The sequence below is a fragment of the Roseibium sp. JB4-4 genome (assembly GCF_055693425.1).
Genome location: NZ_CM146333.1, coordinates 5,143,772 through 5,169,791 on the forward strand (window position 1 = coordinate 5,143,772; position 26,020 = coordinate 5,169,791).

Here is a 26,020-nt window from a genome sequence, read left to right on the forward strand (position 1 = left end):
ATGTGCCATCCAGCAGTATTGGCAGCGGTTTCCATTGCGGGATCGCTGGCGGGCGGCGTTGTGCAAGCCCAAGGCATTCGCCAGCAAGCGGATGCGGAAGCCAAGGCAGAAGAACGAAGGGCCGAACTGGCCGACCGGCAAAAAGGTGTCAATCAAACGCAAGCCTCCTTTGAGCGTCGGCGCACCCTGGAACAGTTTGCCCGAGCCGGTGGATACAACAGAGCCGCCGGGGCAGAACGGGGCCTGTCTGAGACAGGGTCTCTCACGGATGTTGCCGATGACAACGCTTATGAAGCGGCGCAAAACATTGAGGCCATCCGGTATCGGGCTGAAGGGCAACGGGACAATCTGACCTTCGAGGCCAGGACCGCCCGGGAGCGGGCGCAGTCACGCCGTAAAGCCGGCCAGATTGGCGCTGCGGGCGCGATCCTTGGCGGAGCGACAAGCGCTTTCACCACCCTCGGCAAAACCGTTTACAGCCTGTCCAGCGGCTGATCAAAGCCTTCGGACAGTCATTTTTCATCTATTGGATTTTTCTATGGCGAGATTGCAAAGATTTTCCGGCACACAAAGCCTTCCCGGTGTTGGCAGCCCGCAAGTGGTCGCCGATACGGCTGTCGGCGTGGCAACGCAAGGCTTTGGCCGACAAATCCGCAGCTCTGCTCAGGACTTTGCAAGCCTTGCAGGTACTGCGGCCCAAACGGCCCAAGTGGCCCAGGATGCGAAGAAACGTCAGCATCAGATTGACGAAGCCGAGGAGCGGAAGCGGCAAAAAAATCCGGAGCCGGGTGACAGAGCGTTCCATTGCCGAACGCGCCAGAAACAGGCCTGGCGGCGCTGGTTACACCGAAGACATGGTTGCCTTTCTCGAAAAGGAACATGCTGAGAGTCTGAAAAGGCTTTCTGAGGAAGGCAAGACGCGCGCCGAGCAGAATTTCAGGGTAGACCGGGACCGGTACGTGAGCGGTTTTGCGGCGATTGAGGCTGCCGAAAACGAGAAGTACTTCCAGCAAGGACTGGCGGATGACGAAGAGCTTCTCATTGAGGAGGTGAGCAGGGACCCGGCGCAGGCCGCTGGTGCGCTGAAAAGAGCAGAAACGCTTTTAAGGTCGGTGCCCTTGCCTGCCCGCGTCAAAGACGCAGCGTTTCAGCGGATCAAGGAAAGAGTGGCCGAAACCTGGATAGGAGCGCGCCCCCTCGACGAACGCCACGGTGTTCTCGAAGCAGAACTTGGAGTTCGCGGCAACGAAACTGCCGATGTTTTTACAGTCAAAGGGGCGCGGAATGACGCCTCAGACAACAAGCGTGAAGATCTAGATCCTGAATGGTCTGAGCAGCTTCAAGGCTTGTCCGATGACGCTCTGCAGCGGATCTATATGGGCACTCTTGCTGAGAAACCCGGCGCGTCGGCCGCTGAAGCCGAACGTATCGAAAGGCGCATTGAGGAGACCCACGGGCTTTTTGATCCTCGCGAAATCGACGCAAACACCGCTCTGACGCCCTACCAAAAAGTGCAGTTGAATGATCTTAAAACTTTTGCTAATCAAGAACAAAGCATAAACATTTCTGCTTTGAAGTGGCTTAATTCCGATGGAAGCGCTGAGATCGAGGCGCTGGATCGACAAACGCTGAGCGACCGTGCGTTTGCGTTTCTTGATGACGGCAAAGCCGACAAGGGTGCAGTGGTACGCCTAATCGCGCGAGAAAAAGGAGTGTTGCCAAGGCCATATGCCGCCTCTTTGAAGAACGATCTGGAAAGCGATGCCGATGACAAGGTGAAAACGGCATATGAGAGCCTCGGGTCTCTAGCCGATCTGGGCATCAGTTCAATTGCAGAGGAACCCTATCAACAGAGCTTTCGGGCATCTCGTGTCAAATGGCACCTTTTGAGAAACCGGTTTGGCCTTTCTCCTGAAGAAGCCGCCTCACGTTTGGCGCGTGCGAATGGAGGAAAACGAGAAAGGGAAATACGCACAAGGTTTGATCTTGATTACCCGCAGCGTGGCTCATCCATAGCGCTAACTTCCCGGGATTTGCTGGGGCGAGTGTCTCTACCGGGTTACCTTGGTGTTGACGCGTCTCCAAGCGAGTTGCTGAATGGTGTCGATCTTATCGGGCAGTCATCTCACTACAAGTATACCGGGGCGCAGTATGCTCAAAGGGTGTCACCGCGACCGGGTATCTCTCTTTTACCTCCCTTGGGGCCGCTGGAAAGAGATGAGCCGACCGGGTTCTACTTCGGAGCAACGCCAGATGAAGCTGCCAGTGGCTTCGAGGGCGTCATTAAGCGTCTGATGTTTCCATGAATTAGGCAGGGGCGTTCCCCTGGAACTGAGACCCACGAGGATCCTAGTCTTCTTGAAAACAGAAGACCGGATGAAGGAAAGGGGGCAGAAACAAAGCGACGAAGAAAGAACGGGAATGGTGGAAAGAAAGCGACGGATAGCGGCAAAAACGGGCCGCATGGCGATCGCGGCAGAGCGATAAACAAAGCAGAGAAGCAGACAAAAGATTTGGAAGCGGCTTTGAAACAATCGACGTCGCGGCAGGAAAAAAGAAGCTGTACAACAAGATAGATCGCATCAGAGATGCCGCACGCCGGGCAAAATCGGGGGAAACACATAGCCGCCGAGGAAAGGGGTCGAGATGACCGATTGGAAATGGGAATGGACCCCTGGTGTTGGTGTCGGTCCAATAAAATTTGGCACACCGATCGAAGAATATATCGAACGTTTCGATTTGAAGCTTAGAGTCCCGGAAGGGACAACATCCACGGGGTTAGGATCCTACACTATCCAAGATTTTGCGAAGTCGGTGGCAACTGACCTTGGCAAGGTTGAGAGTGTTGAATGTGAAGACTATTTTGGGTTTCGTGGCAAAAACCTGATTGGAATGTCCGAAATAGAACTGATCACATATATGGGAATTGACCCTGATGAAATCGGCGTGGGCGTCCTTTATGAAAATGGTTCGGTTCAGACCCCATTCGAATACGATGCGTTCGGTTTGATAGTGTGGTTCGAAGATGAAAAGCTGATCAGCGCCGCGGCAATGGAGATCATAGACGACTGAGATGATCTGAATAGGTATGAGCAACAAAGTCAGCTTATCTTGAGTATTCATTGACGTTTTGAAATTGGGGTTGAATTAGATGTTAGCTGACAAGCTTTTGGACAACGATGATCTGTACCATTTCTTTTTTCTGGATCAGCTTACGGATGATCTGGATTACCTAACCACTCAGAGTGGATCTCAATGAAGGGAGATTCCTGAAAATCAGGTTTGGGAGACATGAATGCTACCGCGTGATGGATGAAGGTGATGCCTATTTAACTCTTCATGACCTCTATGCGTTGAATGTGGGTTATTCGCATATTTACAAGGTCACGGACGGTGATTTTTTCAATGAATATTACAAGATGACTGAAGGTATCAGTAAAGATCTTGAGCTGAATCACTACATAGTTTTGTTAGATGATCATGCATTGATATTATAGGATTTGATGATCCGATTGTGGAGCTTGAGTAATTTTGTACTTTTTTTGTCGAAAAATTAGTAATTAGGAATATTTGTCAAATATGAAATCGCTATTTTATGTATTTAATTTGAATAGATTCAATTGAGTAAACAAATTTTATCCATTGAAAACACATGCTTAGTTGTTCAACTGATTTTGTACCAAAGCTTGCCGTTGATAGCTGGAGCACGGAAAGCAAGCAGTTACAACGTAAGCTAGGACTGTAAGGCGAGGGCGGCAGAGCGATCGGTAAAGCATGGATTTGGAAGCGGCTTTAAAGCATTCGACGTCGCGGCGAGAAAAGACACAGCTGAGAGATAGGATTCGGCATGTCAAAGATGCAGCTCAAAAGGCGAAGTCCGGGGAAGCTCACAGCCGACGTGGAAAGGGCGCGAGATGACCGATTTGAAATGGGAATGGATCCCTGGAATTGGCGTGGGACCAATGAAGTTTGGTGCACCGATCAAAAACTTTATCGAACGATTTGAATTGAAGCTCCATGTGCCGGAAGGGACAACGCCGGAGGAATGGGGGAGCTATATTATTCAGGACTTTGTAAAATCGGTGACAACCGAACATGGACTGATTCAAACTGTTGAATGTGAAGACTATTTTGGGTTTCGCGGCAAAAACCTGATTGGAATGTCCGAGGAGGAACTCATCGCGCATATGGGAAGCGACCCTGATAAGATCGGCGTGGGCGTCCTTTATGAAAATGGTTCGGTTCAGACGCCCTTCGATTACGACGCTCTCGGTTTGATAGTGTGGTTCGAAGATGAAAAGCTGATCAGTGCGGCTGCAATGGAGATCATAGACGACTGATGTGTTTTGATCTTAAATAATACTCTAGCTTCAATATTGGTTTTTTAGAAATTAAATATTATTTTTTGTAAAAATTATATTTTTTATATCTTTTTTAAATTATATTATGAATTAAATTTTGATGTTATAATAAATTTTTGCACTTTACTCATAAGTCAACTCACGTCCCACTCGATTTTTCTGTCGGTGGGTTGCGTTTGGTGAAGCTTTGCTTCACGTGAGCACTCTCTAGGAAAATCAAATATGACAATAGCAGCTTTGGAAGAAGGCCGCGTCCTGGTGATGGGCGACGGTGTGACGGATCGTGCCGATCTGCCGTTCCAGTTTGTCGATGAACGCAATCTTCAGGTCGCCCATACGGATGCTCAAGGGTCAACTACCCTTTGGGAATACCAGCAGTCACCGGGCAATTGGTATTTTACAGGCGGTGATTTTTCTACCGGTACGGTCCATTTCGCAGCGGCTGATCTTCAAAATGACGAAAAGCTGACAGTGATCCTGGTCAGCGACTACGATCAGCCTTACAGCCTTGCTGGCGGCGAGATTGACCCGGCCGTCATGGAAAGGGCGATGGACCGCACCGCAATCAACATGCAGTCGGTTGCAGCCCGTGCCTTGATTGAGAAAAACGGCGGTTATGATCTGGCAAACCGCCGGTTGATCAATGCGCTTGAGGCAAATGAAAACACTGATGTGCCGACACTTCAGCAGGTGTTGGAAATCGCTCAATTGCCAGGAGAGCAGGGACCTAAAGGCCCGGTTGGCAATCAAGGGCCTTCCGGTCCACAAGGCGCCGAGGGACCACAAGGAGCGCAAGGCCCGCAAGGCGAGCGTGGGCCACTGGGTTATGAAGGTCCGCGCGGTCCGACCGGATTTCAGGGGCCGGAAGGTCCAAGAGGTCCGGAAGGGCCAGCGGGTCCGACAGGGTCGCAAGGCCTCATTGGTCCACAAGGCCCGCAAGGGCCGGAAGGGCCGGTTGGCAAAGCTTTTGAGCCTGATGCATCCGGTTTGACCGCAGATCGAGCCGCCTATAATGCGGAGCCGGCGAATTTCTCGTTTCTCGATGTGGAAGTTGGCGAGGTCTACTGGAAACTTTCAAACGCGGTCGGTGCGTGGTCAGTTGGCGTTCCCTTCGGCCGTGGTCCGCAAGGGTTGCAAGGCTCACAAGGGCCCCAGGGTAACCCCGGTCCTGTCGGCATGAACCACCGGGGCGTATGGTCAAACCTGGTCGCGTATGATCCGAATGACACCGTCGCTTATGACGGATCTTACTTTCTGTGTGTGGCAGGCCATACCAATGTCACGCCGGATGATGCTGTTGCCGAATGGGATATGGTTGCGGCGAAGGGCGAGCGCGGCTTGCAAGGTCAGCAGGGTATCCAGGGACCGGAAGGCCAGCAGGGAATTCAAGGCCCGGAAGGCATTCAGGGCATTCAAGGCGATCAAGGCTTGCAAGGTCCTCAGGGTGCACAAGGCCCTCAAGGTGCAACGGGCGATCCAGGCATTGTCTATTCTGGTCTTTGGTCGTCCGGGATCACTTACAACTCTGATGAAACGGTGACCTACAACGGTTCATCCTACATTTCATTGCGGGTCAATATTGGCCAAAACCCAAGTATTTCACACGATGATTGGGGCCTAGTTGCTGCAAAGGGGGATATCGGGCCGCAGGGGCCGCAAGGGGATCCAGGGCCGACTGGGGATATTTCGGCGCATACAGAGTGGCAGGATAACTTCTATGCTTCTTGGGGCAACGGTGCTGACTTCGGCATCGTGCACAACGGGTCAAACTCCTACCTGCTGAACTACACCGGACAACTTTACATCCAGAACCGGCACCACTCCAATTCTAGTGGTATCTACATTCAGGACGAAGACAGTGCAGGTGCAAACCACACCTGTGCATTATTCGAGCACGACCGTGTGCTTCTCTACTACGACAATAGCGTCAAGCTGACTACAGACAGCCCCGGCGTGAAGGTCTATGGTCGCGTCCATGCAACCACAGAAATGTTTGTTGGTGATAATGGTGGTGGCGATAGTTGGCTACAATGCTACGACGATAACTCAAATACTTGGAGAGCTTTCGGGTGGGACGATAGTCAGAATTGCTTCGTTGCAGAAGAAAATGACGGCGGTATTCACAAGGTTGCTCTTGTTGACACACAGTCAAGCACCGGGGCCACGAACTTTCCCATTGGCCACACTCTCATTGCTTCAGCAAGCAGTAACCCAGATCGAAACAGTAGTCGATCAATTCACCTATTCACTGGTAACAACGACCAGTACGTAGACAGTTCCTCCTCTTTAGGTAAAAAAGGTTCAACCCTTTCAGGTACTTGGCGCGCACGTGGTCTCGCCAACACGAATATTGCTTTGTATGAAAGGATTAGCTGATGAAAGCTGAGATTATCAATTTTAGCGGTTTCGAAGCCCATTCGGAGACAGACCACACTGTTAGCTCTATCGCTCAGCTCATTGGCGCAGCAAACTATCGCGTCAGATATCCCGATGGATCAGAGGAAGATTTGGTAACGGGGCTACGACCAGGCGAAAACAACAACTGGTCGCTTAAGGTGATCCAGGCGGCTCAAGCCTGGCTAGATGCGGGGGGTCATTCCTGAGTGGGTGCCGCTGACTGCTGATGAGCTCCGCGCCTTGATGCACCCGCTCACCTCCAGGCAACTCCGGCTCGGCTTATTGCACAGTGGAACAACTGAAGACGATGTTACGGCCATAATCGCTGAGATCAGCGACCCGATTGAGCGAAGCGTTGCTGATATCGAGTGGCGCACGGCCGATACGTTTGAGCGGACACATCCACTTGTCACGCAATTGGGTCCAGCCTTGGGATACACACCGGAAGTGATCGACGATCTTTGGGCTTACTATCTGACAATCTGAACCGCTTCTAATCCGATCCATTCGCACCGCCCTTAAGGCGGTTTTTTAGTGTCCGAAAGGATGCTCATGCTTTCGGTAATTCGCTTGGCTGGCAACGCTGCCCGTGTTCATGGTTTTCAACCGGATCAGGGGCGACGGCATTCCGAAACTGAAAAACTCGCTTCCAGGTCGCGCGCTCTTTTATGTGGCCGTCATCTTTGCCGGTCTAACCGACTCACTCCAGGGCTTTCACCTTGGTCTTGTTGTCCTGGTTGGTTTCATTGTCTGGGCTGTGCCCGGTTGGGGATTATGTTTTGATCTTCGCCGGCAAGGCGAAGGACAGCGAAACGACAAGCGACGCGATAGGAATACGTCCGCGCAATGTGTAGGTGTCATTCGGATCTGACTATGTGGCGTTGTTCCCTCGTCTAGGGCTCTTTTAACTGCCAATGCTCGCCGCATGATCGCTCTGGTCGGGTGCACCCTATTGGCTTGTCTTTGCGGACGTTCCGTTCGGTCTGCCAGGGGGCGGTGCTTACGAGCTGCGATGTCGAACACCTCTAGGCAACACAATCTCTGAAATGCTCGTGGGCGCTTTTTGGTGGAAGCTGGTTCTGTTCATGGCACTGGCCGCGCCCGCTAAACTCTCTCAAAAGGTCACCAATCTTGAAACTGATAGTCGGCTGGCGCCGTGTGCTCACAAGGGCATGGAGCGTGCGCCTGATGCTGCTTGCTGCACTGTTGTCAGGTGCAGAGGTGGCGTTGCCCTTCCTGGGCGACCTCTTCGAGCCGGGACGCCTGGCGCTTTTCTCGGCTCTTGCTACTGCCGGTGCATTCGCCGCCCGCATTCTCGTTCAAAAGGACATGAAAGATGGGACGTAAAACCCGCCTGGCCGGCACTATTGGTGCGGCTGCAATTGCTCTTGTGGGTGCATGGGAGGGCCTGCGCCTGGTCGCTTACAAGGATGTTGTGGGAGTGCCAACCGTCTGTTACGGCGAGACCTACGGCGTGAAGATGAGCGACCGGCACACAAAGGCCGAATGTGATGCAATGCTGCTGGCCTCGCTCAAGAAACACGAACGCGGCATGCGCAAGTGCCTGCGTAATCCTGACGCCATTCCTGCCAAGTCCTATGTCACCTTTGTGAGTTTGACTTACAACATTGGGGTAGGGGCCTTTTGCCGGTCGACGGCGCGAAAGCGTCTGAACCGTGGCGACCACAAAGGAGCTTGCAATGCTGCCACCTGGTTTAACAAGGCAGGCGGCCGAACGATCAAAGGCTTGGTCAACCGCCGCACGGCTGAGCACAAGATGTGCCTGGAAGGCCTTAAATAATGGGTCTGGTCGCTTGGATCCTTCAAAGCCGTACCGCTTGCTCTGCCCTTGCCATTGCCGCCGTTTTGGGCGGCATTTTCATTTGGCATCAGGTCGACAAGTCGAGCGCGGTTCGAAAGGCCGTTGTTGAATACGTGGCAGATGTGGAATTGACCACAGCACGTGCTCAGCTTGCAGAACTGAAGCGCCGCAAGGTCGTCACTGATCGAGCCAACCGGCGTTTTCTCTCCCTAATTGAACAGGCCAACGTTGAAGCGGAAGCCGCATCACAGGAGTTGGAGCATTATGTTTCGACTGTCGAGGACAGTTGCATTGTGCAGCCTGGTCTTTTTGAGCGCTTGCGCAACCGCTGACGATCGATTGCGGGCGGCCGCGAAACAAACCGCAGAGACAGAGGCAACCAAAGAGTTGCCCGACTATCCAGGGGATTGCCGGAAAAAAGAGCGCTCGGGCGTTCGAGAAGGTGAGCCACTGGACCTTGCCTTGATCCGCACCGATCAAGCGCTAGGCAGGGCAAATGCCCGTGTTCGGCGATGTCATCAATGGTATCAAACAATCAAAGTGGGATTTCAAGGAGAGTGATTTGACTGAGGACCAGTTACGCAAAGTCGCCCGTGAAAGTGGGGCAGAGGGAGCACGAGAAGTTTTACGGACTCTCGGTGTGGACGTAGATCAACCTTTGGAAGCGCAGAAAGACATGCATTTTCTTCGGGATCTTCGGAAAGGGACGTTGAGTGTCAAAGGAAAAATAATCAATACGGTTATTGGTGCTTTGGCGCTCGCAGGGCTGTACAGAATTCTAAGCGGGCTGAGATAGTAAACCCAACACTGCCTGTAAATTTTAAAGTGCTTGGTCCAATACTCGTTTGTTTTCCGCTGTCAATCTGGAGTTTTATGTGTGCTGGTGAGGCAACGATTGTCTCCATCGGGTTGCGGTATTTTGATTTCCTTACGGGACTAGTCGGCTGCGTTGATCTGGAAGGTGCAAATAACCTTTCATCCGCTCCCCAATTCGCCTGAAGCCACTTTGGCTTCCAATGAGCAAGGTTTAGTGGGCACCGAAATTTTGATCTAGTTTCAGATCTGTGATGGCCTGATGTCTCAACACACTGTTTAATAAATATGACCTAGTGATCGAAAAATATAGATATTATCTCTAATTCAGAAACGAACCTGTAAGCAATTGGCTTCGTATACTGGAGAGAGAGATGCAGAACTCGGAAAAAACAATTCTCCACATCGATGCCTCGGCACGTGTCGAGGGCTCAGTAACCCGTGAACTTACTGAGGTGCTGGTGAAGAACATGCTCGAGAAGTTCAAAGATGCAAAGGTGTTGCGGCGTGATGTTTCGCAAGGCTTGCCGTTCCTGGAAGAAGCGTGGGTGGAGGCTAACTTCACGGATGAAGCATTGCGCACCTCAGAGCAGCGTATGAGGTTGGCGCTGTCAGATACGCTCGTGAACGAACTTAAGTTATCGGACACGATTGTCATAGGCAGCCCGATTTACAACTTTTCCATACCAGCGGCTCTGAAGGCCTGGATAGATCTTGTCGCGCGTGCACGCGAGACCTTTAGGTACACTGACAATGGTCCAGTGGGCCTTTTAGAGGGTAAGAAAGCAATCGTTGTTGTGGCATCGGGAGGCACAAAGGTTGGATCCGAAATTGATTTTGCAACCAACTATTTAAAACACGTTCTTGGGTTTCTCGGTATCATCGATGTTGAAGTAGTCGCCGCCGACCAACTTATGGTCGACCCAAATCGACGCCAAGCAGCACTGGCCGCATCGCTACAGACAGCAGCGTAGTGGGAGCCCGCCAACCGCGAATATGTCTAAGGACTTTCAGGATTTACAACCTAAGAGAGTGTTTGATTTGATTTGGCGTTTCGACTGAGCTGAGCGATCTAACTTGTTTAAAGCTTGTTGTCGCTTCCCGACGAACATAAAGGCCAGTTTGATCAATCCACACAACTGACCGGCCGACACCTTCTGGTGCGGCTGGCAGCTAAGTCGCTATAAACAAGTTTAATTTGATTTCCAACAGGCCGATAGTGACCTAACGGCCTAAATTCTCTTTCTTTTTTCGGTTGGAACTAAATCAGCCCAACCACAATCGCAGCCAAAAAGACGAAAGCTGCAAGGAAGGCAATCACATTCAGGTTTCGTACTAGGGTCATCTGCCCGCTCCCGATTACCTCTGTCTGACTAACCAATATTAAGTCAGTGAATTAAGGAAGCGAAGCAAAAAAGATGCTGCAATGCAATGAAGAAATGCTCGTACGGGTTGTTTTGGGTACCAAAAAAATAAGTAACTTGTTGAAAGAAAAAGATACATTGCGTGAATGGAAAGATGGTCGCTTTTTCTGACTAATGACGTTGATAATTTTTGCTCACGCTTGATTTTCGCCACACTTCGGGACAGCTACCAGGGTCGGATTTCTAGTCGCCATCGGTAGCGGAGTGTTAAGGGGAGGATGGTAATCTCCGCTAACGCGAGATGCGCGTCGGAGCTTTGATGATCAGTCTTTCGAAATTATCAGATCTGGCTAGGGACCCCAGTGCGTCAGGCCGCAAGAGCTTGATCACGATGTTAACCGATTTGTTCGTCAGCAGCCGGGATGACCGCGATGAACAGATCAGTTTGCTCTTCGGTGACATTGTTCTGAAAGTCCTTGGTCAGCTTGAAGACGAAACTCGGATAATTCTGGCCAAGCGTGTCTGTCGAGAGAAGGATGCGCCAAACGAGCTGATGGTCAAGCTGGCCAGCGACAAAATTGATGTCGCCGAGCCAGTTCTGGAATATTCGACTGTTCTGACTTCTGAGGACCTAGTTTCGATTGCGTCTTCCGCCTCAATGGATCACCTTGGAGCGATCGCCGGACGAAAGTGTGTCGACAAATCCGTCACGGAAGTCCTGGTTGACCGAGGGGACTCCAAGGTTCTCAGCAAAGTTGCAAACAACCAGGGTGCTGAGTTCGCAGACGCTTCATTTCTAAAGCTGGTCGAGAAAGCACGATCCGATGAGGCGATCCAAGCAGCGCTCATAGATCGGAGTGATCTTCCGGACGAGGCCGGACGCGCGCTGCTACCGTTTTTGACCTCCGAGTTGAAGAGCCGCGTCAGTGCGCTTGGCGCAGACAGCACACTTGTTCAGCTTATGGCGGAAAGAGCAGCAACAGAAGTTGCCGCGCGCACGCAAAAGCTGGATGAAGCACGTGAGCAATCGAACGCGATGATAAAGGACGTTATCGCAAAGAAAACGAAGGTTGATGACGCCGTTACCGCTTTCGCACGCGCGGATAGAACGGCGGAACTTGGAATGTTACTGGCAAAGTTGAGTGATCTCCCATCAGCTGCAGTCTCTCAACTTCTCTTCAGTTCAAGCGATAAACCACTCATCATTGTCTGCAAGGCCAATGGCGTGACCACTGAAGCTTTTAAGGACATTCTCACGATGCGTGCGCGGCGTCTGCGACTGGGTGGATCAGAGCTTAATTCAGCAATCCAAAGATACGCGGCGTTGAGCGAAGCGGGTGCAACAAGGTCGTTGCAGGCGATCAAGCAGGGCGGATCCACATTCGGCCTGACAAACGCCTAAAGCGCAACAGTTAAGAACTCACAGACACACCTACAGCAAGAGCGATTGTTCCAGGAGGACTTCTTCAGGGGAGGTCAACTCGAGGACCTTTGGATTGTTGCGGTCATTGCGGCTGCCGATATCAGAAATCCACCACCTATGCGGTTGACCAAACGCATAAGCGAAGGGCTTCGAAGTTTGGTGCCAATTGCGGCTGCCGCCAATGCATAGATTGCGGCGTTGAGAATTCCGAGAACCACAAATGTCGACCCCAACAACACCAATTGGGGGGCACTGCCGCTTGCGGAGCGATAAAGTGGGGCAGGAACGCCATGAAGAAGACGATACCCTTCGGGTTTAAGGCGGTTACGACATAAGCATGCCAAAAAATCTTCTTAGCAGGAACGTCGTCTACCTCGTAGGGACCCAATGCTGCTGGCCGGCTGCGCCACATCTTGATGCCCAACCAAACGAGATATGCAGCACCAATCCATTTCAGGACTGCAAATGCGGTTGCAGACGTCGCCAGAACTGCCCCCAGACCCATCAATGAGACTATTGCAGCGGTTGCATCACCCAACCCGACACCCATCACGCTCGCAGCAGCCGATTTGCGTCCTTGAGAAAGCGCGTAACTTACCACAAGCATGATCGTTGGTCCGGGGACCGCGAGTACAATTAGGGTTGCGGCCACATAAGCTACATAAAGTTCGAGTGTCATGGAATGTGCCTTGCTAGATGATGGCCGAGTCTATGCTCGGGGCGCGGCTATTGCAATCGTTGGGGTTTGTCGGACGGGTTATGAGGATAGACGTGAAACACAAAATTTCTGTTCTGGCCATTTGGTTTCTATTAGATCAATTCTCTGCAGCGGTTCCGCAAGGTCATGCAACGCCTATTCCTGAAACAAAACCACTTTTCGACCTCAACGGAATTGGTTTTGTCGAGGGAGTTGACGTTCCGTCTGCGAAACCGCAGCCGGAAAAGGCAGTGCCAAAACAAAAAAACCAACAGACTGCCATTTCAGAAAATTCATGTATCATCCCCAATGCCGAGTTTGAGGAATTGGAGCCGGTGTCCGGAGCAATCCGTGAAGGCCAGTTGAATGACATCGCGTGCGGAATATCGGATCCTGTCCGACTAGAAAGTGTTTCGGCAGTTGGGCATAAAATTGAGTTTTCTTCACCCGTGACGGTTTCCTGCAAGTTTGCGAGGGGTGTTGCTGAGTGGTTGCGGGAAGATGTCCTTCCCTTGGCTTTAAACAACCTGGAAACTTCTGTTTCCGTCATACAAAGCGGACCTGGATATCAGTGCCGCCGGCGGAACAATCTACCGGATGGAAAGTTGTCTGAGCATGCACTTGGCAAAGCGCTCGACATCTCTCACTTCAAGTTAGGAAACGGAACGATCATTTCGGTTGAAGACGACTGGGGAAAGCGCACGAAAGAAAGTAAGTTCCTAGATCGCATTCATGCTGCAGCCTGCAAAAGATTTACAACAGTTCTAGGACCTGAGGCTGATCCAAACCATAAGTCCCACATTCATCTGGATACGGGCTGCCACGGTCAGGACTGCACCTATATTATTTGTCAATAGCGTTGCAAATCCGGCTGAGTTCCCCTTGGCAATCTTTACGTTGTTTTGGGGAGGCTCATGAACCGATATTCAACCGTAGCAATGCCGCGCTCGATCTTCGCCCAGATCAGCCAATTTATTGTTCCAGCCTCAATGTCTTGCAACAAGATGCTCAAAAAGTTTTCAATCATTGTTTTCGGGAAAGACTGCCTATGCAGCCAAGACCAATGGTGAACCGTTCGTACCAAAAACACTTTCAGAGGCGGGAATAGACTGTTTTGGCTTCGCATCTCCTGCACAGTTCACAGCTGTTCTAGCTGCCGTGCCAGATGCCGAGTTCTCTATATGCATCCGATCAAGTCCCCATCGGATATTCGGCTGGCGCTTGAGCGCTATCGTATACGCACATTTTCTCTGGATCACGAAGATGAAGTTGCCAAAAACCCTCGATGCTGGCGAGGCTCCAGAGGGTTTTGCCTCCGTAGAAACCAGGCTGACTGATCAGCATGAAAAAGAGGCAACGAGCAGTGGCCAGTTCGGCTGACCGGATACCCGTTGCCCCAAGTTGACGGGCTTCGTTCATTGAACGCTAGCTTCTATTGGCAGAAGCGCTGTACACCGCGATACGTGGTGTAAGTGCCGGTAGATGGGTTGAACGACCGGTATTTGGAAGAACAGTACTGATACCAGGCCGGGCTCCAAGGTTGATAGCCAACATTGCCGTGAACATGTCCCGGATGAGGCGCCGGCGGATAGTAGTTTCTCTGAGGTGGTGCGGCGTAACTCGGCTGGCTTGTTGCACCGAGGAGTATGGCGCCTGCAGCAAGGCCAATCACGCCAGCTGCAACTGCAGCGCCGAGATTGTCATTGTTCTTGTGACGTTTGTGCTTACGGTGCTTTCGATGGTGGTGATGGTGACCGCCGCCATGATCCCGCCAACCGTGCCGCGGACCTGCTTCGGCGGTCACAATCGTTGGCACGAGGAGGACCCCGGTCAGGGCTGTTGCAATAAGGCGTTTGCTCATCTTGTTCATCGGTTCTTTCTCCAATGGCCTGCGCCTCTCCAATCGGCGCCCTAGCTGATGACGGCAAAATCACACAAGAGCTCTGAACCACTTCTGAGAAGTCCGTTCATCGGAGGTTCAGGTTTCTGTTATGGAGTGGCATTGTTAGCAGCTCATGCCCGATGGGCTTCGATGAAACCGGGTACCAATCGTGACCAAGTCAGAAAAATCAGGCCAGAACCAGAAGTCTGTTATTCGAGAGACAAGCAGTGAGGCCGTCAAACAGGCAAAGACCTTAGTTCGCACCGCCCGATTCGGAGCATTGGCGGCGAATGAAGCTGATACGGGTCATCCGCTTGCGAGCCGTGTCGTAGTCGCAACAGACCTAGATGGTACACCAGTGATCCTGACCAGTGCATTGTCGGGACACAGCGCTGCTATATTACAAAACCCATCTTGTTCTTTGCTGCTCGGTGAACCTGGAAAAGGAGATCCGCTGGCGCATCCCAGAATTTCACTGATCTGCAAAGCAGTCCGAATTGAGCGCAAATCAGACATTCATGAGCGTTTGCGTAGCCGCTATCTCGCCCGTCATCCAAAGGCAGAGCTTTACATTGACTTTGGCGACTTCAGTTTTTTTCGACTGGAAATGATGCGTGCCAGTCTCAACGGTGGATTCGGAAAGGCCTATGAGTTGAATTCCGAAAATCTATTGACAGAAGTAGTGGACTTGGAGGCTTGGGCCGCGATGGAAAGCGGCGCGATCGACCATATGAATTCCGACCACGGAGACGCTATCAAGCTTTACGCGGAGGTTCTATGCAAGGCCCAATCTGCGAGCTGGAGACTTGCATGTCTTGATCCTGAAGGATTGGATCTGGTCGCAGGTGACAAAGTTGAAAGGCTTTTCTTTCTCAGTCGCTTAGAGAGTTCTGAAGAACTGCGACAAACGTTAGTGGATTTAGCGAACCAGGCGCGAAGCGCCTGACAAATTGATCCTCAGTGTAGTTTCTACGACTGATTGCACTTGAATCTAATTCTGCGGATGGTTATCGAATGACTGGCTTTTAACTAGGACGCCTAAATTGCCTACGATTTAACCGGTCTTCGATCCCGCACCTGCGTTTTTAGCGCGCGACACGACTTGTTCGTCAATGTGGCGGATCGGGACCGGTATGGCTTGTCCAGACCGTATCTGAGACCTTCGATACGCCACCGATATCTCCAAATAGCCAGACCGTGGATCTGCAAAATCGGGTGAAACCGTTTGTACGACCGTCCCGGACGTCTGTTGGCGGACTTCCTTCAGGAAGACCAACGGAATGTCATCGGAAACAGAAATCGAATGGACCATTCGCGGTTCGCAAAACTATGAAATCAACCGGCACTGCAGTCGTTGCAGCACTGAGAGACCTTTTGCCTCAAGCCACAAATTTCGCCTGAATGCTAACGGAAGTCGATTGGATGCTTGGCTCATTTATAGATGTCAAATCTGCGGCAAGAGATGGAACTGCAGCGTCTTTGAAAGAAGGTCTGTTTCAAGTTTGGGACAGCGTGACTTGCAAGCGCTTCAAAGCAATGATCCCGAATATGCTGTGCAACAAGCCAGAGTCATTTCTGCTGTATCAAAATCGAAGCTCGGAAAGGCGACTTGCTGCTTTCAACTTGAGAGAAGACCAGTTCTCGTCTCCGACACTACGAGCTCCAGGTTACGACTTGTCATTCTCAATCCCGAGTTGCTTCGGGTCAGACTAGACGCCGTGCTGGCAAGAGGGCTTTGTCTGTCACGCAAACAGATAGTCAAACACGCAGCCTCGGGAACACTTCGCATTCGAGGCACTGGGGCGAATACACCCAAAGGTCTTAAAAAACCTGTCGCCCGTGATGTCGTGATCGAAATTGAAAGCGAAGCAGAGTTGCAACTCTCCTCGTTGTTCGATCCGTAAGGGGCGTGATTTGAAATCTAGCGGGTGTGTGGGAGAATTTGGATAGAAAGTCCAGTGGCTAGCGACTTGCGACGAAGCTTGCGCCGAAGGTGCCGGATCCAGGTTCCGGTACCTTCGGCGCACTTTTGCGCAAGGGAGCAGGTTACTGACATTCAATCAATTGCAAACAACGGCAATAAACGCCGCAAAGTCAGTGTCTTCTTGTGAAGGTTCACCATTCAATCAGAACGGGTTTTCATAGCGTGTTTGTCTTTTAGAGCCGCAAAGATTTTGAGAACAATCGCGTTGCATCACAAAAGGCCTTGAAGCCGATTTTGCCTTTTGTAGCAATTCACGAACAAAGCCACCAGATAGTGGCTTTGTTCAAAGAGAATATAGGGCTCAGGTCGCGCCCCAACCTCCTGCCGTGGGGGTAATGACGGTGACAGCTTCACCAGCGTCCAGTTCAGTCTGGTCGCAACCTTCCAATATCTCGATACTTCCGTCTTTTCGGCGAACTTCAGTTCGTCCAAGCTCACCGTCGCTACCACCGTCGAGCCCTTTCGGGGTTACAGTTCTGTGGGACGCCAAAATTGAACAGTCCATTTTCTCAAGGAATCTCAGCGTGCGACGTGTGCCGTCACCAGCATTCCATTTTCCACTGCCTCCCGAATCTTTGCGAATATGAAAGTCTTCAAGCAAGACCGGGAAGCGAAATTCAAGGACCTCCGGATCAGTGAGACGAGAGTTCGTCATGTGAGTATGGACACCATCGGTGCCATTGAAGCCCGGACCGGCCGGAGAACCGGAGCAGATGGTTTCATAATACTGGTAAGTGTCATTGCCGAAGGTCAGATTGTTCATGGTGCCCTGGGCATTGGCCATTGCCCCAAGCGCGGCGAAAACCGCATTGGTGACATGTTGGGATGTTTCGACATTTCCTGCAACGACCGCAGCCGGATAGGAAGGTCTCAACATGCACCCATCAGGGATGACGATGTTGATCGGCTTCAGGCAGCCGGCATTCATCGGGATGTCACCCTCAACCATCACCCGGAAGCAATAGAGAATTGCCGCGCGTGTGACTGGCTCCGGAGCATTGAAGTTGTTTGGTTTCACTGCAGAGGTGCCGGTGAAATCCACGGTGGCTTCGCGCTTGTTCTTGTCGACCGAGATTTTGACCTTGATGATCGCACCCTGGTCCGTCGGGTACTCATATTCGGAGTCCTTGAGTGCTTCTATGACGCGCCGGACACTTTCTTCGGCATTGTCTTGAACGTGCCCCATATAGGCCTGAACCACATCAAGACCGAAGTGGTTGACCATCTTGTTCAGTTCCTGAATGCCTTTTTCGTTGGCTGCGATTTGTGCTGACAAGTCCGCGACATTCTGGTGCGGGTTTCTTGCCGGGAAGGGATGATCGGTTAAGAGGTCAATAAGCTCCGCTTCGCAAAACCGTCCTTCATCGACAATCTTGAAGTTGTCAAACAGAACGCCTTCTTCGTCGACACTTGTCGCTCGCGGGGTCATAGAACCGGGGGCTGAGCCGCCGACATCGGCATGATGGCCTCTCGATGCGGACCAAAACAAAATCTCTTTGCCGTCATCGTCAAACACCGGAGAGACAACAGTGATATCAGGCAAGTGAGTGCCACCATTATAAGGCGCGTTGAGTGCAAACACGTCACCCGGCTTGATTTTACCCTTGTTCAGTTTGATGACTGTCTCGACGGAGCGGTCCATTGAACCCAGGTGAACCGGCATATGCGGCGCATTGGCAACAAGCGCACCGCCGGCATCAAAGACTGCGCAGGAAAAGTCGAGGCGTTCCTTGATGTTGACCGAATAAGCCGTGTTCTGGAGTGTCACCCCCATCTGTTCCGCAATTGACATGAAGAGATTGTTGAAGACTTCCAGCATCACCGGGTCTGCGTGCGTGCCAATCGCATCGGCCCTGACAAGAGGAACAATCCGCCGCAATATGACATGATCCTTAGTGTTGATTTCAGCCTGCCAGCCGTCTTCAACCGCGATCGTTGCGTGCGCTTCGATAATCATGGCCGGCCCGGAAACCTTCATTCCGGGTTTCAGTTCTTCCCGTTTGAAAATACCAGCCTTTTGCCAGCCGCTTTCCGAATGGATGTAGGTTGATGTTGCCGGGGACGACATACCTGTTGAAAGATGAATATCGGGCTCAACCAGCCCTGCGCCACCACCTGCTGTTTCGACCTCCAATGCTTCGACCACAATCGGTTTGCTGTCATACGCAAATCCGAATTGTTTCTTGTGAGCGTCTTCAAACGCGGCACGCATTTCGTCAACGCCGCCAAGTGGCACGGGCAAAGGCGTATCTGTGCCGTCATACCGTAAGTGAGCAGTGGCGAACGTGCGCCGGGTGGCGGCGGGAATGGCCTGTTTTTCAAGTTCGGCCTCAGTCTGGCCAGCCAGTTGGTCCCGCAAACCTGCCAACTCCTGCAGAAGTTCCTCAGTGAGCGTTTTCACGACAGCTTGCTGGCGATCAGCTCTGATATCCGCCAGACCCATACCATAAGCGGACAGAATGCCGGAAAACGGATGCAGTATCACTGTCTTCATGCCAAGACTATCGGCCACTTTGCAGCCAGTCTGACCGCCCGCGCCGCCAAAGCAGGTCAGTGCATATTCGGTTACGTCGTAACCTCGTTGAACAGAGATTTTTTTGATCGCGTTTGCCATGTTTTCGACGGCAATCTTCAAGAATCCATCGGCAACTTCCTCGGGCGTACGACCGTCGCCAATACGCATAGCCAGATCGGTAAACCTCTTTCTGACGATGTCCGCATCCAACGGTTCGTCCTGATTGGGGCCAAAGATCTTGGGAAAGAAATCAGGAGCCAGTTTGCCTGTCATTAGGTTGGCATCGGTCACCGTGAGAGGTCCTCCACGGCGGTAACATGCAGGGCCAGGATTGGCACCTGCTGAATCCGGACCGACCTGAAATCGGCCATCCGTATAGTGAAGGATGGACCCTCCACCAGCAGCAACGGTGTGGATCATCATCATGGGGGCGCGCATACGCACACCTGCGACTTCGGTTTCAAACGCCCTTTCGTAGTCTCCCTCATAGTGGCAGACGTCGGTGGATGTCCCACCCATGTCAAAGCCGATGATTTTTTCAAACCCCGCCATTCGAGAGGTTTCCACGGCGCCGACAACCCCGCCAGCCGGTCCTGACAATATGGCATCTTTGCCTTGGAACAGATCAGCTGCCGTCAATCCACCCGACGATTGCATGAACATCAGGCGAGGGCCGGTTCCCAGTTCTTCCTGGACCTGGTCCACGTATCGGCGCAAAATCGGCGACAAGTAGGCATCAACTACTGTGGTATCGCCGCGTCCGACGAGTTTCATCAGCGGCGAAACTTCATGCGAAATGGATATTTGAGGAAAGCCGATGTCCTCGGCAATTTTTTTCAAGGACTGTTCGTGAGCTGGAAATGCGTAGGCATGCATCAAAACAATCGCGACAGAACGAATTCCCGCGTCCCACGCAGTTTGCATCTCGCGTCTAGCCTGGGTTTCGTCCAATGCAATTTCAACGACACCATCAGCCTGCACCCGTTCGGAAATCTCGTGAACCAGCTCATAGAGTAGTTCCGGCTTGATGATTTCTTTTGCAAAAATGTTGGGCCGGGCCTGATAACCTATTTCTAAAGCGTCGCGGAAACCCTTGGTGATAAAGAGAGCGGTTCGTTCGCCTTTGCGCTCAAGGAGCGCATTTGTGGCAACGGTCGTGCCCATTTTCACCGTTGCGATCTTGTCCGAAGGAATCGGTTGCCCCTGGTCGACGCCCAGCAGCTCGCGAATTCCCTGAATGGCAGCATCTCTATAGGCTTCAGGATTTTCGGACAGGACTTTGTGAGGATGAAGAGTGCCGTCCGGACCCCGACCAACGATGTCGGTAAACGTGCCACCCCGATCGATCCAAAAATCCCACTTGCCTGTCATTTTCTTCCCTCTGATCCTGCAGTTTTATGCGTTCGCGAGACCTAATGTAGGAGCCCGCATCTCCTTAGATTGAGTTTATGTAGACATTTTATCGATAAATTGTCGATAAAAAAATCTCAATGACATCCCATTGATTGTTTTTATTGATCTGTTCGCCCCTTGAGCAATCTCAAACCGCTGGCGCCCCAGCCGAAGCGCTGGGCCGCAGGAGGTTTGTCTTTGTTCGAGACTGCTCGTGTCGCGGCTTCGGTTTCTGCAGCATTGCTGTGAACGACAAGCAGCCAACGTTCTCCACTTTCCGTGTCCAGTGACAATTCCGCAGGTTGCATAGACTTTTCAGTTGCTTTGAATGCACTCGGTTCTCGCAGATAATACTCCAGTGCTGGCGCTGCAAAGCCCTTGTAGAGCACCAATTTGTCGTTCGGCATTTTCTGCTCTCGGTAATCCCGAACGATTTCCCGCCATTCAGGGCGGATCTTTTCCGTCAACGTGAAGCTGAGTTCCGAATAGGACAGTATCAAAGATGCAGCGACCAGTGCTGGTGGCAACAAGCGGATCTGAAGCGAGCAGGCACCGGCTGAAGCGAGCAAAAGGAACCCAGGCCAGGCGGCAATCAGATAGCGATCAAAGAGAATTGGCTGAACCAGAACAGAATACACATATGCGAGCACAAGTGGCCCAAAGGTATAGGCCAGCAATATAGCTAAGTTCTGACTTGAGCGGGTGGCGTTCTCCGAACGAATTGCCGTCTCATAGATCAGCTTGACTAAGAAAATTGCTGCAAATCCCAAGAGAAGAATGATCAGCTCGAGTGAGCCGGAAATGGCAAATGCCATATTCTTCAAGAAATTCAGGTCCGGAAATGCGATCCAAAAGCCATCCGCAGCAACTGACCTCGCGCGGCCAGCCAGGATCAGCAGCCATGGGAAAAAAGCAATGGCGCTTGCCCACATCGCAATACAGGCTGCAACCGCGGGAGATCCTGTCAGAGACCGGTTCTTGATGACATCGCGCAGCGCATAGGCCGCGCAAGTCAGGCCAACCGGGGCAAAAGCCAAAAGCGCATAGATATGGCTATAGAGAAATAGAGCACCAAAAATCGTCAGCAAAACGAGCCATTTGCGAGAAGGTTGCTTCAGCACATTCAGAACCGAGAGCAAAAACCCCAATCCGCAGGTGGCCAACAGGGCATACATCCGAGCTTCCGTGGAATACCAGATGTGGAACGGTGAAAAACACAACAAAGCAGCAGCCAACAGGCCAAGCCGTTGGCTGCCTATGGACCTGCCAACCAGATAAGTGAGCCAGACAGCAATTGTTCCGAGGATTGCCGATGGGACGCGAAGGGCGATTTCACTGTCGCCAAGAAACGGCATGGTTAGCCAAAGAATGATGTTGTGCAATGGGGGGTAGTTGTCGGCTGAAACGGCTGTGAGAAGTTCGGAAAAGCTCCCATTGGATTGGCTCCAGCTGACGGCTTCATCATACCAGAGACTGGTTCTGTCGAGATTGACAAAACGCAACGCCGCTGAAATCAGCAGCACTGCAGCCAGGGAGAGTGAATTGAAAACACTACCTGTTTCCCTCCGCTTGTCTGTCTGCAGCACTTACACCTTCCTCACCATTCAACTATATGCGCGAACGCTAGCCAATCCTTTGGAGTTAGCAAAGCCAGAACATCTAAAAAGGCAAACGATAATAATTTATCGATAAAATGTTGATGTTTTGTATTTTTGAGTCTAGCCTCAAAGAAGATGCGCTTTTGAAGGTGTTCAAAGAATGCACCTGAGCGTCATCCTGTCAGGTTGAGACCTGCTTCCAAGAGGAGACTGTTTTGTTGAATTCATGTTTTTTGTCCAAGGCCGGACTTTGTCTGGCTGCCGCCGCCGCCTTCGGTCTCGCGGGTGTCTCTGTAGCCACTGCTGAAACCGAATGGAACATGCCCACGCCTTATGGAGATGGAAACTTTCATACTCAAAACATCAGCGCATTCGCTGAGGATGTAAAAGAAAAGACCGGAGGTTCGCTGAACATCCAGGTGCATTCCGCAGGTTCATTGTTCAAGCATCCAGAAATCAAAAATGCTGTTCGCAAAGGCATTGCACCTATTGGCGAAGTGCTGGTGTCGCGCCTTTCCAATGAAGATGCGGTCTTTGGAGTTGATTCAGTGCCGTTTCTTGCACCTTCCTATGATGACGCATGGAAGCTTTATCAGGCCTCCAAGCCTGCGCTTGAAGAAAAACTCGGTGAACAGGGGCTACAGCTGCTTTATGCTGTGCCATGGCCGCCCCAAGGCATCTACGCCAAAAAAGAAGTTGCGAAGCTTGACGACATGAAGGGGCTCAAAATACGGGCCTATAATGCCGCAACGGAGCGATTTGCCATTCTGGCAGGGGGCATTACGGCGCAGATCGAAGTTCCGGATATCCCCACGGCGTTCTCAACTGGTCGGGTGGATGCCATGATCACGTCCCCGTCGACTGGTGCCAATTCAAAGGCCTGGGATTTTCTGACGCACTATCATGATACACAGGCCTGGTTGCCGAAAAACATGGTCATCGTCAACAAGCGTGCCTTTGATGGATTGAGCGACACAGAGAAGACTGCGGTTCTTGAGGCTGCAGAAGTCGCAGAAACACGCGGATGGGAAGCCTCAAAGGTTGAGACGAAAAGCAAAACCAACGTTCTGGCCGAAAACGGCATTACGGTTGTGCAACCGAGCACCCAGTTGATTGAAGAGCTCGCGGCAATTGGCGAAACCATGGCGAGTGAGTGGCAGGAGCAAGCCGGCGCAACCGGCGCAGCCGTACTTGAAGCTTACAAAAAATAGACAGGCTTCTTGCGCCGGACCCAAAAGGTCCGGCGTTTTTCATTCTAGCGTCTAATCCGACGGGGGAAGCGGATGCGAAAGGCATTGAACGCGCTTTATCAAGCGTCAACGGTTCTGGCTGCCAGTTGCCTTGTGGCCATTTCATCACTTGTAGTTCTTCAGGTGGTCGGACGAATGTTCGATTGGGCTAGGACTGTCCTCAGCCTGGAGCCATTGGGGCTACAAATCCCCTCTCTCGCAGAATTCGCAGGTTTCCTGCTGGTGGGCGCCTCCTTTCTCGCCCTTGCCGGAACGCTACGCAATGGGGACCATATTCGCGTTTCGATCCTGCTTCAGGCCGTAAAGCCTCCTGCAGCACGTTTGTTGAACATCTGGGTGCTCGCGCTTGCTCTTGCACTGGCTTCGTTCTTCACATGGCACACAGGCATGCTGGCTTATGACAGTTTTCAGTTTGATGAGACTTCGGTGGGCATCATTCCGGTGCCGCTCGTCTACCCTCAGCTCGTGATGACATTCGGTTTGCTTGTCTATTCGATATCGCTTGCCGACGATTTGATCGTAGCAATTACCGGCGGTGCCCCGAGCTTTGAAACTGCCGTCAGATCCGATCCGATCGAGGGGAGCGAATAATGGACCTTTCCTGGATAGCTGCATTTTTGGGTCTGGGAATGCTGGCTGCGCTCGCAACCGGCGTTTGGGTTGCTGTCGCTCTTTTTGCCGTTGCTCTGGCGGCAATGATGGCGCTGGTTTCGGTTCCAGCAGGCTCGGTCATGTCCACGACGGTTTGGGGGGCGGCAAATTCTTGGGACCTGACCGCCTTACCGATGTTTATCTGGATGGGCGAAATCCTGTTTCGATCCAGGTTGTCGGAGGACATGTTTGCCGGGTTGTCGCCCTGGATGCGAAGCCTGCCCGGTCGCTTGCTGCATGTGAACATTCTCGGATGCGGAATTTTTGCGGCGGTTTCCGGATCTTCGGCGGCAACAACTGCTACCGTGGGGCGCATGTCGCTACCGGAGCTGAAACAGCGCGGCTATGACGAACGTATGGCCATTGGTACGCTGGCAGGTTCCGGCACGCTCGGTCTTTTGATCCCACCCTCGATCATATTGATTGTTTATGGTGCGGCCACAGAGCAATCTATTGCACGTCTTTTCATGGCGGGAGTGCTCCCGGGCGCGATGCTGTGCCTGCTTTTCATGGGCTATATTGCTTTGTGGGCGATGATGAACAAGGGCAAGATGCCTCCGCAAGAGGCGGCGGTTCCCTTCCTTGAACGTGTTTATGCAACCAGGCGTCTCTTTCCGGTCATTGCATTGATTGTCGGTGTGATCGGTTCGATTTATGCGGGCCTGGCGTCTCCTACAGAGGCAGCCGCAATTGGTGTCATGCTGTCACTTCTGCTGTCCTGGATGTCTGGCACATTATCTCGTGAAAGCTTTGCGCAGGCATTGATGGGTGCGACGCGGACCTCTTGCATGATAGCGTTCATTCTGGCTGGGGCTGCGTTTCTGACGGTTGCAATGGCGTTTACCGGCATTCCTCGGGAACTTGCCGCGTGGATCGGTGCCATGGAGCTTTCGCCCTACGCACTTTTGATCGCTCTCACATTGTTTTTTGTCGTGCTGGGATGCTTTCTGGACGGAATTTCCGTAGTGGTACTGACCACATCCGTGATCCTTCCCATGGTGGAACAAGCGGGGCTGGACCTCATCTGGTTCGGCATCTATCTGGTTCTGGTTGTCGAAATGAGCCAAATTACGCCGCCGGTCGGTTTCAATCTTTTCGTGCTTCAAGGGATGACAGGGCGCAACATTTTCACAGTGGCGCGCATGGCTTTGCCATTCTTCTTGTTGATGATCGTGGCCGTTGTCCTGATTGTTACATTTCCGGGCTTGGCTCTTTGGTTGCCGCAGACAATGCTAAGCAACTAATGAAAGCCTGCCCGGAGGTCCCTGAAATTGACGGATAAACCCGACGCTAAACCAGTACAAAAGAAAGATGCCAATATCGGGCCTGTGGTGTCGGCCGCTCATCTGGCTTCCGGGGCAATGCCTGCGCTCTCAGAGATCGAGTTTGCGGTCACGATGATGGTCAACGCCTACCACCGCTGGATGGTGCGCTGTATGTCGGCGAGCGGTTCTGAAGGCCTTGGTCCTCTCGATGTTCTGGTGCTGCATTCTGTCAATCACCGGGGGCGGGCCAAGACACTTTCGGATATTTGTCTTGTTCTCAATATCGAGGATACGCACACCGTGACCTATGCTCTCAAAAAGCTTGAAAAAGCCAAACTGATAGCGTCGGGCAGGAGAGGCAAAGAAAAAACGGCGGAGATCACCTCAGCAGGTGAAACTGCCTGCCTGGAATACAGGCGCTTGCGTGAAGCTTTGCTGGTTGAGCCCATGAAGTCACTCGGACTTGATGAAAGCGAGCTGTCTCGTCTGGCCGCGACTTTGCGGCTCGTATCCGGCAATTATGATCAAGCTGCCCGAGCCGCTGCGGCCATGTAAATTGTCGCTTGCGAGTTAGGGTTATATTTTTGTTGTATATTCCAAAATTTC

Annotated in this window: 24 protein-coding genes and 2 pseudogenes; 21 read left to right on the forward strand and 5 right to left on the reverse strand. The window is 52.0% G+C overall.

Going from position 1 to position 26,020, the window contains the following annotated elements:
* From ACZ1HV_RS24145 to ACZ1HV_RS24205, 13 genes are all read left to right on the forward strand, one after another.
* The gene (locus ACZ1HV_RS24145; protein ID WP_472716560.1) at positions 1-495 is read left to right on the forward strand and encodes a virion core protein, T7 gp14 family; all 495 of its coding nucleotides are present in this window, start codon (positions 1-3) and stop codon (positions 493-495) included.
* Positions 496-788: 293 nt separating this feature from the next.
* Positions 789-2,306, forward strand: coding sequence for a hypothetical protein (locus ACZ1HV_RS24150; RefSeq protein ID WP_472716561.1), 1,518 nt, complete (start codon positions 789-791; stop codon positions 2,304-2,306).
* 340 nt (positions 2,307-2,646) lie between these two features.
* A complete protein-coding gene (locus ACZ1HV_RS24155; protein WP_472716562.1) occupies positions 2,647-3,072 on the forward strand; it encodes a hypothetical protein in 426 nt (141 codons plus the stop codon).
* Between the two features lie 842 nt (positions 3,073-3,914).
* Positions 3,915-4,340 (forward strand): hypothetical protein, encoded by a 426-nt coding sequence (locus ACZ1HV_RS24160; RefSeq protein WP_265684129.1) that lies wholly within the window; start codon positions 3,915-3,917, stop codon positions 4,338-4,340.
* Positions 4,341-4,583: 243 nt separating this feature from the next.
* Positions 4,584-6,737, forward strand: a complete 2,154-nt coding sequence (locus ACZ1HV_RS24165) for a collagen-like domain-containing protein (protein ID WP_472716563.1) — start codon at positions 4,584-4,586, stop codon at positions 6,735-6,737.
* A 207-nt stretch (positions 6,738-6,944) separates the two neighbouring features.
* Positions 6,945-7,244: a hypothetical protein gene (locus ACZ1HV_RS24170; RefSeq protein ID WP_472716564.1), complete on the forward strand. Its 300-nt coding sequence runs from the start codon at positions 6,945-6,947 to the stop codon at positions 7,242-7,244.
* Positions 7,245-7,347: 103 nt separating this feature from the next.
* On the forward strand, positions 7,348-7,629 hold the full coding sequence (locus ACZ1HV_RS24175) for a hypothetical protein (protein ID WP_472716565.1): 282 nt from the start codon (positions 7,348-7,350) through the stop codon (positions 7,627-7,629).
* A gap of 260 nt (positions 7,630-7,889) precedes the next feature.
* Positions 7,890-8,105: a DUF7940 domain-containing protein gene (locus ACZ1HV_RS24180; RefSeq protein ID WP_472716566.1), complete on the forward strand. Its 216-nt coding sequence runs from the start codon at positions 7,890-7,892 to the stop codon at positions 8,103-8,105.
* Entirely contained in the window at positions 8,095-8,559 is a 465-nt protein-coding gene (locus ACZ1HV_RS24185) for a lysozyme (protein ID WP_472716567.1), read from the forward strand. Before ACZ1HV_RS24180 ends, ACZ1HV_RS24185 begins: the two co-directional genes overlap by 11 nt.
* Positions 8,559-8,912 carry a hypothetical protein gene (locus ACZ1HV_RS24190; RefSeq protein WP_472716568.1) on the forward strand — a complete coding sequence of 118 codons (354 nt, stop codon included), beginning with the start codon at positions 8,559-8,561 and terminating at the stop codon, positions 8,910-8,912. The genes ACZ1HV_RS24185 and ACZ1HV_RS24190 overlap by 1 nt, the downstream gene beginning before the upstream one ends.
* A gap of 164 nt (positions 8,913-9,076) precedes the next feature.
* The gene (locus ACZ1HV_RS24195; protein WP_298821410.1) at positions 9,077-9,376 is read left to right on the forward strand and encodes a DUF6127 family protein; all 300 of its coding nucleotides are present in this window, start codon (positions 9,077-9,079) and stop codon (positions 9,374-9,376) included.
* Positions 9,377-9,767: 391 nt separating this feature from the next.
* The gene (locus tag ACZ1HV_RS24200) at positions 9,768-10,367 is read left to right on the forward strand and encodes an FMN-dependent NADH-azoreductase (RefSeq protein ID WP_298963826.1); all 600 of its coding nucleotides are present in this window, start codon (positions 9,768-9,770) and stop codon (positions 10,365-10,367) included.
* A gap of 781 nt (positions 10,368-11,148) precedes the next feature.
* The gene (locus ACZ1HV_RS24205; protein WP_472716569.1) at positions 11,149-12,159 is read left to right on the forward strand and encodes a DUF2336 domain-containing protein; all 1,011 of its coding nucleotides are present in this window, start codon (positions 11,149-11,151) and stop codon (positions 12,157-12,159) included.
* Positions 12,160-12,233: 74 nt separating this feature from the next.
* Here ACZ1HV_RS24205 and ACZ1HV_RS24210 read toward each other — a convergent pair.
* Positions 12,234-12,859: pseudogene (locus ACZ1HV_RS24210) on the reverse strand (LysE family translocator).
* Between the two features lie 92 nt (positions 12,860-12,951).
* Between ACZ1HV_RS24210 and ACZ1HV_RS24215 the strand changes: the two are divergent.
* Positions 12,952-13,734 (forward strand): extensin-like domain-containing protein, encoded by a 783-nt coding sequence (locus tag ACZ1HV_RS24215; protein ID WP_298821402.1) that lies wholly within the window; start codon positions 12,952-12,954, stop codon positions 13,732-13,734.
* Positions 13,735-13,799: 65 nt separating this feature from the next.
* Positions 13,800-14,172, forward strand: a pseudogene (locus ACZ1HV_RS24220) (ornithine decarboxylase); the annotation flags it as partial.
* 137 nt (positions 14,173-14,309) lie between these two features.
* Here the strand turns inward: ACZ1HV_RS24220 and ACZ1HV_RS24225 are convergent.
* On the reverse strand, positions 14,310-14,747 hold the full coding sequence (locus ACZ1HV_RS24225) for a BA14K family protein (protein WP_298821400.1): 438 nt from the start codon (positions 14,745-14,747) through the stop codon (positions 14,310-14,312).
* 181 nt (positions 14,748-14,928) lie between these two features.
* Between ACZ1HV_RS24225 and ACZ1HV_RS24230 the strand changes: the two genes are divergently transcribed.
* The gene (locus ACZ1HV_RS24230; RefSeq protein WP_472716570.1) at positions 14,929-15,705 is read left to right on the forward strand and encodes a HugZ family pyridoxamine 5'-phosphate oxidase; all 777 of its coding nucleotides are present in this window, start codon (positions 14,929-14,931) and stop codon (positions 15,703-15,705) included.
* A 108-nt stretch (positions 15,706-15,813) separates the two neighbouring features.
* Here ACZ1HV_RS24230 and ACZ1HV_RS24235 read toward each other — a convergent pair whose 3' ends face one another.
* Entirely contained in the window at positions 15,814-16,071 is a 258-nt protein-coding gene (locus ACZ1HV_RS24235; protein WP_298821396.1) for a hypothetical protein, read from the reverse strand.
* On the opposite strand from ACZ1HV_RS24235, the gene ACZ1HV_RS24240 reads away from it, so the two are divergent.
* Positions 16,040-16,663 (forward strand): DUF1062 domain-containing protein, encoded by a 624-nt coding sequence (locus tag ACZ1HV_RS24240; RefSeq protein ID WP_366525164.1) that lies wholly within the window; start codon positions 16,040-16,042, stop codon positions 16,661-16,663. The two genes, ACZ1HV_RS24235 and ACZ1HV_RS24240, sit on opposite strands and share 32 nt — an antisense overlap.
* Before the next feature lie 381 nt (positions 16,664-17,044).
* Here ACZ1HV_RS24240 and ACZ1HV_RS24245 read toward each other — a convergent pair whose 3' ends face one another.
* Together ACZ1HV_RS24245 and ACZ1HV_RS24250 are read right to left on the reverse strand one after the other, a co-directional pair.
* Positions 17,045-20,629, reverse strand: coding sequence for a hydantoinase B/oxoprolinase family protein (locus ACZ1HV_RS24245; protein WP_472716571.1), 3,585 nt, complete (start codon positions 20,627-20,629; stop codon positions 17,045-17,047).
* A gap of 140 nt (positions 20,630-20,769) precedes the next feature.
* Entirely contained in the window at positions 20,770-22,236 is a 1,467-nt protein-coding gene (locus ACZ1HV_RS24250) for a glycosyltransferase family 39 protein (protein ID WP_472716572.1), read from the reverse strand.
* A 230-nt stretch (positions 22,237-22,466) separates the two neighbouring features.
* Between ACZ1HV_RS24250 and ACZ1HV_RS24255 the strand changes: the two genes are divergently transcribed.
* From ACZ1HV_RS24255 to ACZ1HV_RS24270, 4 genes are all read left to right on the forward strand, one after another.
* On the forward strand, positions 22,467-23,459 hold the full coding sequence (locus ACZ1HV_RS24255) for a TRAP transporter substrate-binding protein (protein WP_472716573.1): 993 nt from the start codon (positions 22,467-22,469) through the stop codon (positions 23,457-23,459).
* A gap of 72 nt (positions 23,460-23,531) precedes the next feature.
* Entirely contained in the window at positions 23,532-24,089 is a 558-nt protein-coding gene (locus tag ACZ1HV_RS24260) for a TRAP transporter small permease (protein ID WP_298821386.1), read from the forward strand.
* A complete protein-coding gene (locus tag ACZ1HV_RS24265; RefSeq protein WP_472716574.1) occupies positions 24,089-25,393 on the forward strand; it encodes a TRAP transporter large permease in 1,305 nt (434 codons plus the stop codon). Before ACZ1HV_RS24260 ends, ACZ1HV_RS24265 begins: the two co-directional genes overlap by 1 nt.
* Before the next feature lie 117 nt (positions 25,394-25,510).
* Complete coding sequence (locus ACZ1HV_RS24270; protein ID WP_298821452.1) at positions 25,511-25,969, forward strand: winged helix DNA-binding protein; 459 nt, start codon at positions 25,511-25,513, stop codon at positions 25,967-25,969.
* The last annotated feature ends 51 nt before the right edge of the window (positions 25,970-26,020 follow it).

Coding starts and splice junctions, on each gene's coding strand:
- ACZ1HV_RS24200 (WP_298963826.1), top strand. CDS start 9,768: ATGCAGAACTCGGAAAAAACAATTCTCCACATCGATGCCTCGGCACGT.
- ACZ1HV_RS24205 (WP_472716569.1), top strand. CDS start 11,149: ATGTTAACCGATTTGTTCGTCAGCAGCCGGGATGACCGCGATGAACAG.
- ACZ1HV_RS24245 (WP_472716571.1), bottom strand. CDS start 20,629: ATGACAGGCAAGTGGGATTTTTGGATCGATCGGGGTGGCACGTTTACC.
- ACZ1HV_RS24145 (WP_472716560.1), top strand. CDS start 1: ATGTGCCATCCAGCAGTATTGGCAGCGGTTTCCATTGCGGGATCGCTG.
- ACZ1HV_RS24225 (WP_298821400.1), bottom strand. CDS start 14,747: ATGAACAAGATGAGCAAACGCCTTATTGCAACAGCCCTGACCGGGGTC.
- ACZ1HV_RS24235 (WP_298821396.1), bottom strand. CDS start 16,071: ATGGTCCATTCGATTTCTGTTTCCGATGACATTCCGTTGGTCTTCCTG.
- ACZ1HV_RS24270 (WP_298821452.1), top strand. CDS start 25,511: ATGCCTGCGCTCTCAGAGATCGAGTTTGCGGTCACGATGATGGTCAAC.
- ACZ1HV_RS24240 (WP_366525164.1), top strand. CDS start 16,040: ATGTCATCGGAAACAGAAATCGAATGGACCATTCGCGGTTCGCAAAAC.
- ACZ1HV_RS24165 (WP_472716563.1), top strand. CDS start 4,584: ATGACAATAGCAGCTTTGGAAGAAGGCCGCGTCCTGGTGATGGGCGAC.
- ACZ1HV_RS24260 (WP_298821386.1), top strand. CDS start 23,532: ATGCGAAAGGCATTGAACGCGCTTTATCAAGCGTCAACGGTTCTGGCT.
- ACZ1HV_RS24185 (WP_472716567.1), top strand. CDS start 8,095: ATGGGACGTAAAACCCGCCTGGCCGGCACTATTGGTGCGGCTGCAATT.
- ACZ1HV_RS24265 (WP_472716574.1), top strand. CDS start 24,089: ATGGACCTTTCCTGGATAGCTGCATTTTTGGGTCTGGGAATGCTGGCT.
- ACZ1HV_RS24155 (WP_472716562.1), top strand. CDS start 2,647: ATGACCGATTGGAAATGGGAATGGACCCCTGGTGTTGGTGTCGGTCCA.
- ACZ1HV_RS24190 (WP_472716568.1), top strand. CDS start 8,559: ATGGGTCTGGTCGCTTGGATCCTTCAAAGCCGTACCGCTTGCTCTGCC.
- ACZ1HV_RS24170 (WP_472716564.1), top strand. CDS start 6,945: ATGCGGGGGGTCATTCCTGAGTGGGTGCCGCTGACTGCTGATGAGCTC.
- ACZ1HV_RS24160 (WP_265684129.1), top strand. CDS start 3,915: ATGACCGATTTGAAATGGGAATGGATCCCTGGAATTGGCGTGGGACCA.
- ACZ1HV_RS24195 (WP_298821410.1), top strand. CDS start 9,077: ATGCCCGTGTTCGGCGATGTCATCAATGGTATCAAACAATCAAAGTGG.